Source organism: Salinibacter sp. (genome assembly GCF_042218895.1).
GTDB lineage: Bacteria > Bacteroidota > Rhodothermia > Rhodothermales > Salinibacteraceae > Salinibacter.
Genome location: NZ_JBDGQQ010000106.1, coordinates 4,111 through 11,202, shown reverse-complemented (window position 1 = coordinate 11,202; position 7,092 = coordinate 4,111). Strand labels below are relative to the sequence as shown.

The 7,092-nt window shown below is 64.0% G+C and carries 6 protein-coding genes; 2 read left to right on the top strand and 4 right to left on the bottom strand.

What is annotated here, in order from left to right:
- The 4 genes from ABEL04_RS09615 to ABEL04_RS09600 form a co-directional block, all read right to left on the bottom strand.
- Positions 1-1,313, bottom strand: a 1,313-nt coding sequence (locus tag ABEL04_RS09615; protein ID WP_375802176.1) for an MFS transporter, incomplete at its 3' end; no start/stop codon positions are given.
- Positions 1,314-1,495: 182 nt separating this feature from the next.
- Positions 1,496-3,034 (bottom strand): lysine--tRNA ligase, encoded by a 1,539-nt coding sequence (gene lysS / locus ABEL04_RS09610; protein WP_375802175.1) that lies wholly within the window; start codon positions 3,032-3,034, stop codon positions 1,496-1,498.
- Positions 3,035-3,188: 154 nt separating this feature from the next.
- The gene (locus ABEL04_RS09605; protein WP_375802174.1) at positions 3,189-3,809 is read right to left on the bottom strand and encodes a hypothetical protein; all 621 of its coding nucleotides are present in this window, start codon (positions 3,807-3,809) and stop codon (positions 3,189-3,191) included.
- 176 nt (positions 3,810-3,985) lie between these two features.
- Entirely contained in the window at positions 3,986-4,927 is a 942-nt protein-coding gene (locus ABEL04_RS09600) for a Rossmann-like and DUF2520 domain-containing protein (protein WP_375802173.1), read from the bottom strand.
- Between the two features lie 332 nt (positions 4,928-5,259).
- Between ABEL04_RS09600 and ABEL04_RS09595 the strand changes: the two genes are divergently transcribed.
- Positions 5,260-6,480, top strand: a complete 1,221-nt coding sequence (locus ABEL04_RS09595) for an alanine dehydrogenase (protein ID WP_375802172.1) — start codon at positions 5,260-5,262, stop codon at positions 6,478-6,480.
- Between the two features lie 345 nt (positions 6,481-6,825).
- The gene (locus tag ABEL04_RS09590) at positions 6,826-7,074 is read left to right on the top strand and encodes a hypothetical protein (RefSeq protein ID WP_375802171.1); all 249 of its coding nucleotides are present in this window, start codon (positions 6,826-6,828) and stop codon (positions 7,072-7,074) included.
- Positions 7,075-7,092 lie beyond the last annotated feature (18 nt).

The following is a 7,092-nucleotide window of genomic DNA, read 5'->3' as shown; positions in this document are numbered from 1 at the left end:
GCGGGGGACTGTGGTTCGGGGGCATTTTCGTCGGCCCGTTCCCGAGGGACCACGATTGCGAGCCACGCAAGACCGCACGCAACTTGAAGGAGGGCGAACGCCTGCACGGCCCCGGCCAGATCGAGCCATCCGGCTTCCAGCAACGCACTGCCCGCGAAGATCGAGAGCGACTCGGCGCTCATGACCAGGAGCCAGTCCGTTGAGAACACGCGGCCCCGGTATCGGTCCTCAGTGCGCTTCTGCAACGTGACGGTGCTGAGCACCCAGTTGCCACCACTGGCGGCGTGCCCCACCACGACCAGTGCGCAGATGGCGGCGACGGGTCCAAGACTGCCTGCCCAGGGCAGAAGGCCGACCCCGAGGTAGCAGAGGCCGCAGAGGCTGATCGTCCCGCCCACGACGATCGGCCACCGGCGCTGGTCGGTAAAGAGGGCGCGCACGACAACAGGCCCCACCCCGGTGCCGATGCCCCGGGCCATGAACAGCACGCCGATTCCAGCCGCCAGCGCCGTCGGGGCGATGCGGTCCCCAAGCAGGGCGAGCATGTAGACGAGTGCTCCGCCCCCCAGGGCCCACGCGGCTTTCGCGAAGGCGAACCGACCGATGCGCGGATGCGCCCGCAGGTGACGCCAGCCGTCCACCACCTCGCGGACAGCGGACCGGAGAAGCGACGTGTCCGCCGGATCGGTGTCCTGTGGAATGGTGGTTCCCAGGATGAAAAGGGCCGAGACGACGTACGTCCCGCTGTCGATCCAGAAGACAGCATCGGTGCCCAACACCTCGACGGCTCCCCCACCGAGGGCGGCCCCCACCGCGAGCATCGTCGACCACGTGGCCGACATCAGCGCGTTGGCCGTCAGCAGCTCTCGGGGCGTCGTGATGTTGGGGAGCGCGGCGCTCTTGGCCGGGTTGAAGACTGCCCCGGCCACCACCTGTCCTGTGAGGAGCGCGTAGAGCCAGGGCACGTCGGCGGGCCGGTTAATGAGCAGGAAGCCCAGCACGACGACTGCCCGCAGCAGATCCATTCCAACCATAAGCCGCCGCCGATCGTAACGGTCGACGATGACGCCGGCCAGCGGCGCCGAGAGGGCCCAGGGCAGCATCTTGGTGATGAAGACGGCGCCCAGCGCCAGGGGCGAGCCGGTAAGCTCCGTAACGAGGACGTAGAGGGCGATGGTGTTGAACCAGTCGCCCAGCAGTGAGATGACGTTTCCGACCCAGAGCCGGCGGAAGTTGAGGTTTCCGACGATGAGGGCCCAGTACCCCTCGCGTTCGTCGACCTCGACGTCGTGGGAAGTGTGGGGAGTGGACATGACAACATCCTAAGTCACCGGGGGCCGCGCGCTGTGCCTCTGCGCGGCACGCACCAGGACATCGGGAGGCTGAGAGTCGATGTTTCGTGCCGTTCGCCTTCTCCGTTCCGATGTCCGAGCACTCCGGCCGCAATTTAACCATGCGTCCCTCCTCGAAGCACACCCCGAGAGGAACTTCCTCGTTATTCCTCGGGCCTGAGCAGGGGAAAGAGAATCACGTCCCGGATGGATTCCTGCCCGGTAAGGAGCATGGTGAGGCGGTCAATGCCGATGCCGAGGCCCGCAGCGGGGGGCATGCCGTACTCTAGGGCACGGAGGTAGTCCTCATCGATGAGGTCGTCCGGATCCACATCCTCTTCTTCGGCCCGCTGGCGAGCCTGCGCCTCGAACCGCTCACGCTGGTCCTGCGGGTCGTTCAGCTCGCTGAAGGCGTTGGCAATCTCGCGTCCCGCCACCACGAGCTCGAAGCGTTCCACAAGCCCCTCCTTCTCACGGTGTTTCTTGGCGAGAGGACTGAGTTCGATGGGGTAGTCGACCACGAACGTGGGCTGGATAAGCTCCGGCTCTACCGTCTCGCTGAAAATTTCGTCGAGCAGCCCGCCGAGATCCATACCGGCGTCGGCCTCCTCCAGCCCGAGCTCGTTCGCGGCCACGTCGTAGACTGTGTCCCGGTCTTCCTGGTACAGATCGAATCCTGTCGCGTCTTCGATGGCCTCGAAGAAGGCAACGCGTCGCCATTCCCCGCTCAGGTCAATCTCGTTTCCCTCAAACTCAACCGTGGGGGCGTCGTGGAGGGCAGTGGTCACAGTGCGGAGGAGATCCTCCGTCAGGTCCATCATCCACCGGTAGTCTTTGTACGCCACGTAGCACTCCATCATCGTGAACTCCGGATTGTGGAACCGGCTGAGGCCCTCGTTCCGGAAATCCTTGCCGATCTCGTAGACCCCTTCGAGGCCGCCCACGAGGAGCCGCTTCAGGTAGAGCTCGTCCGCGATGCGGAGGTAGAGCGGCATGTCGAGCGCGTTGTGGTGCGTCTCGAAGGGCCGAGCCGAGGCTCCCCCGTAGACCGGCTGCAGGACAGGCGTCTCCACCTCCAGGTAGCCCTGCTCGTCAAGAAAGTCGCGCATCGTGGAGATGAGCGTGGACCGCTGGCGAAAGACGTCGCGCACCTCGGGGTTCACCGCAAGGTCGACGTAGCGCTGGCGGTACCGAAATTCCTTGTCGGTGACCTCGTAGTATGTTTCGTCGTCGGTCTCTTTCACCACCGGCATCGGGCGGAGCGACTTGGCGAGCAGCTGGAAGTTGTGGGCGGCGCGCACGGTGACCTCGCCCATGCCTGTGCGGAAAACGAATCCCTCGACCCCAACGATGTCTCCGATGTCGAGCAGTTCGGTGAAGACCTCGTCGTAGTAATCGTCGGGGAGGTCCTGCGCGCGGACGTACACCTGAATCCGTCCTGTCTCGTCGCGCAGATCGAAGAAGGTGGAGCCTCCCATCACGCGGAGATCGGTGATGCGGCCGGCGATGGAGACCGTGTAGGGCCCCTCCTCCCCATCCTCAGGTTGATGTTTGTCGTCGTCGAAGGTGTCGAGGATGTCGGCTGCACGGGCATCCGTGTCCCAGGCGTAGGGATAGGGATCGATGCCCCGTTCTTCCAGGGCCTTGCGTTCCTCGCGCCGACGCTGTTCCTGCTCACTGCGGTCGGGGGACGATGGGGACATTCGCGGAACGGCGGCTTAATTCAGAGACCAACGAAGCCGAGACGGTTTCCCCCCTTGCGCGAGGGAAACGGGAGATCGGAGCGGTACGGGACCGGGTTCCAAGAGGTAGGAGTACCCGATTTGCACGCCTCAAGAGCCTTGGCTGGAATAGAGACTACGAAATCCAGTCTTCGGCCTCAAGCAAGAGCGTATCGTGGTGGCCCCGGAGGAGTTGGGCAACGTGCTGGCTCAGTTCCCGGGCCGGGCTGTTCACCGGTTGTCCCGTCGTGAGCGATGTCATCCGGTCGGTTCCCTCCTCCAGCACCTCTAGCGCATCGGTAAGAACAAACCACCACGGGTGCTGTCTCGACGACGCGGAGGACGAGGAGGGGGACTGCACCTCCTCCATGCGTAGGTGCATCACTTTGTGACCCTGTGCACTAAGGGTGCTGCGCAGGACGGACGTGGCCTGTTCGGCCGTTTCGACCATGGACTCCAGTTTTTCCTGTTGACCGAGCGAAAGAGCCGCGTCGGCTGCCTCTCGCTCGTACCGCAGGGCCCGCTCCAGAATTTGCACCGCAGCGACGGCAACGGACTGATAGGTCGCTCCCTGGCAATCGGCCTTGTCAATTAGGGTTTGGATTGCTTCGACATTCGGTTCCAGGAACTCCGGCGCCTTTTCTTCCTCTCCCTCAAGCAGAAGAGACCGCTCCCCGATAAGCTCCTGGTGGGATCCGTTCTCAGGCTCACCGGCGGAAGACTGTTTTGACCGACCGCTGCTCGTGTGTTCGCTCATGCAAGGCGTGCATTATGAGACGTTTGTGGTGGGGAGGGGCCTGAGGAACTTCAGGCCTGGTCCGACCCTTTCGTCCTTCGGACAGGGCGTGGATCGGTCCCGTGGTAAAGACGAGGAATCGAAAGGGGTTCCGTTCTTCATTACCTCTAGGTAAAGAAACCACTGGCTTTCAAAAATCAAAGTGGGGGTGCAGGAGAATCGTCGCCGCTGGCAGAGGACTCCACGGCCGCCCGGAGCAGTGTGAGGAGGGATTCTGCCTGTGTCTGGTCCAGGGCTCCTCCACGCACTGCAACCCGCACCATTTCGGTGGAGAGGGCCACGTAGAGCGGGACAAGGTGGGGCAACTCGTCGGCAAGGGCCTCGAGATGGGCCCGGACGGTTTCTTCGTCGCCCCGGGCCACAGGTCCCGTGAGCGCCCCCTCCGGCGTCCCCTGCTGCAGGTTGGTCCAGGTCTGCTCGACGAGAGGCCCAACGAGTTCGGCCCCCGAAGGTCCAGGGTTCGGCTTGAGGTTCGCAGCGTCAAACACCTCTTCCACCACGGCCGTGAGGGCCACTAGGCCGTTGGAGGCGAGGGCAGCGGCGCAGTGGTACCGCCTCTTGTCCTCGGCCGTGAGCCGGACCGGGTGAGCCCCAAGGGCGCGGGCCAGGGTCTCTCCGGCCGTCACGGCCCGGTCGTCTCCCTCGAGCCCAATGGCAATGCCGTCGAAGGCATCGGGAGGCGTGTCCGGCGTGAACGTTTGGAGGGGATGAAAACTGAGCGTGGCGGCCCCCTCCCGAGACAGCGGGGCAAGGGCGGCGGCGGTTCGGGCCCCGGACGTGTGCGCGACGATGGTTTTGCCCCAGGGATGATCGAGGGGGGCCAGCGCTTCGGCCACGGACGCAATCGCGTTGTCCGGCACGCAAGCCACTACGAGCCGCACGTCCGCCGGCAGCGCCTCCCACGCCTCGCCGCTCACGGGGGCCTCCACGCGACTCGCAAGGGTCTGCGCGGCGCCTGCGTTCCGGCTCAGGACCGCTTCCACCCGGTAGCCGCACGCGACAAGTCGGCGCGCGAGGGCTGTCCCTACCGCTCCCGCCCCCACAATCGCCACCGGTGAAGGATCTGTGGTGTCGTGCATCGCTGGGGCTGGAGATCGAAGGCGGACAGACGGACAATGTAGGGCTGAGGTGCTTATGATAGAAGGCGTGCCGCAGAAGGTCCATCCGCGTCAGCATGCAAGACGGGGGCCGGGCTCCGCAGCGTGCACGTCCGGTCCCGGCTCTTCTTGTACGCACAGATGCCGAGTGTCAGCCAGGGCGTCTCAAGATTGATTTTATTCCATCATGTGCTCAACTCAGGTGTGCAAAAGCGAAACGCGTTCCGTATGTTAGTTTGTCTGTCCGTATTGCACACGGACCAAGATTCGACAAATCAACTCAACGGTACTTCGCTGGGATCCAAACTGTCTCTATGGAAATTCCCTCACTACAGGGCATAGAGCGCGAGCGTGGTCTCATGACCATGGAGAAGCCGCTCAAGGAGGCGGACGAGCATGAGTCCCTTCGCATCGGCGTTCCCCGGGAGGTGGGGAATGAAGAGCGTCGCGTCGCCCTGGCGCCAAGCGGTGCGGGTGCTCTCGTCGCCAACGGTCACGAGGTCTACGTCGGAGAGGGTGCCGGACACGAGGCCCACTTTCAGGACGACGAATACGTAGACGCGGGGGCCGAGCTCGTGAAGGCCCCCGACGACCTTTACGAACGCAGCGACCTGATCGTGAAGGTGGGGCCGCCGGTCGAGGAGGAGATGGATCTGCTCCAGGACGGGCAAATCCTCCTCTCCGCCCTCAATCTAGGGGGCACAACCCCTGAGTACCTGCATCACCTGATGCGACACAATATTACAGGGATTGGCTTCGAGTTCATTCGGGATCCGGACGGCACTTTTCCTCTGGTGCGCATGATGCACGAGATCACCGGATCCATGGCCATTCAGATTGCCGGTCGCTACCTGGAGAGCAACGAAGGCGGAAAGGGTGTGATGCTCGGGGGAATTTCGGGCGTTCCGCCCGCTACCGTGGTCATCCTGGGTGCCGACGTCATCGGTGAATGGGCCGCCCGCACGGCCCTTGGGTATGGGGCTCACGTGATCGTGCTCGACACGGAGCTCGGGGCCCTGCGCGACCTAGAGCATACCCTCGACCGCAACGTCACGACGGCCGTGGCCGGGGACCAGTACCTCCGCCAGTCGGTGGGGTCGGCCGACGTCGTTGTGGGCGCCATGATGGCCGGGGGCGAACGCTCCCCGATGCTGGTCACCGAAGACATGGTGGCCTCCATGCCGCCGGGTGGTGTCATCGTCGATGCGGTCATGGATCAGGGAGGATGCATTGAGACGAGCCGTCCTACGACCCACTCCGATCCGGTATACCGCCGGCACGACATTATCCACTACTGCGTCCCGAATATGCCGTCTAACGCGGCACGCACCGCCACGTATGCGCTCACGCACGTCCTTGTGCCCTACCTGATCCGGATTGGTGAGGCCGACTCGATCAACGAGGCTCTGTGGCGCGACGAAGGGCTGCGCAACGGCACGTACGTCTACCGGCAACACCTCACCAAGAAGAGCCTGGCCACGATGTTTGGCATGAGTCACCGCGACATCGAACTCCTCATTGCGTCGGGCATCTAGCCGGCGGCGGACGACAGCTGGCGGGGAACGACTGCTGGCGGACGGCTACGGGACCGTAGCGAGATTTTACACGCGAGGCGGCCCGTTCATGCTCGCTCGCTAATTGATCGACGCGAACTTCCCGGAACTCCCGGGAGACACTCCCACGGCCCAGCGCGCCAGTCCGTGCGCGATGTCGTGCACCGAGGGAGAACTTCCCCCTGCCCCGGGAGCTCCGAAAAGAATCATCTCGGTCGGGGCCGTTTCCCCTCGGGTGGTCCGCCAACCGTGGTCTGCGGTTGCCCGAAAGACAGCCTGCACGCGAGGCCTCACTCGATTTCTCCGTTCCGCATTGCTTCCACTGCAATGGGACTGCCGATCTCTGTAAAAAAGATTGAGGAAGCACAGAACTATCTTCTCTACGCCTTCGGCCCGCCCGACGCGTCGGTAGGCCGCGTTCGTCTCTACAAGTCGACCGGCGACATCGAACTGGCCTCTCTCTCCTCACCCGACGACGGCCCCGACGAGCGCTATTATCTCGCCCACGCAGTGCCCCGCCTTCGGAGCTACCACGAACGCGACTCATATCCCAGTCTTGATCGGTGGGAGGTTTAGCGCTTGCCCACGCAGGCA

Bases quoted from the DNA above. Each gene is read 5' to 3' on its own strand.
- ABEL04_RS09595 (WP_375802172.1), top strand. From the start codon at position 5,260: ATGGAAATTCCCTCACTACAGGGCATAGAGCGCGAGCGTGGTCTCATG.
- ABEL04_RS09590 (WP_375802171.1), top strand. From the start codon at position 6,826: ATGGGACTGCCGATCTCTGTAAAAAAGATTGAGGAAGCACAGAACTAT.
- ABEL04_RS09600 (WP_375802173.1), bottom strand. From the start codon at position 4,927: ATGCACGACACCACAGATCCTTCACCGGTGGCGATTGTGGGGGCGGGA.
- ABEL04_RS09605 (WP_375802174.1), bottom strand. From the start codon at position 3,809: ATGAGCGAACACACGAGCAGCGGTCGGTCAAAACAGTCTTCCGCCGGT.
- lysS (WP_375802175.1), bottom strand. From the start codon at position 3,034: ATGTCCCCATCGTCCCCCGACCGCAGTGAGCAGGAACAGCGTCGGCGC.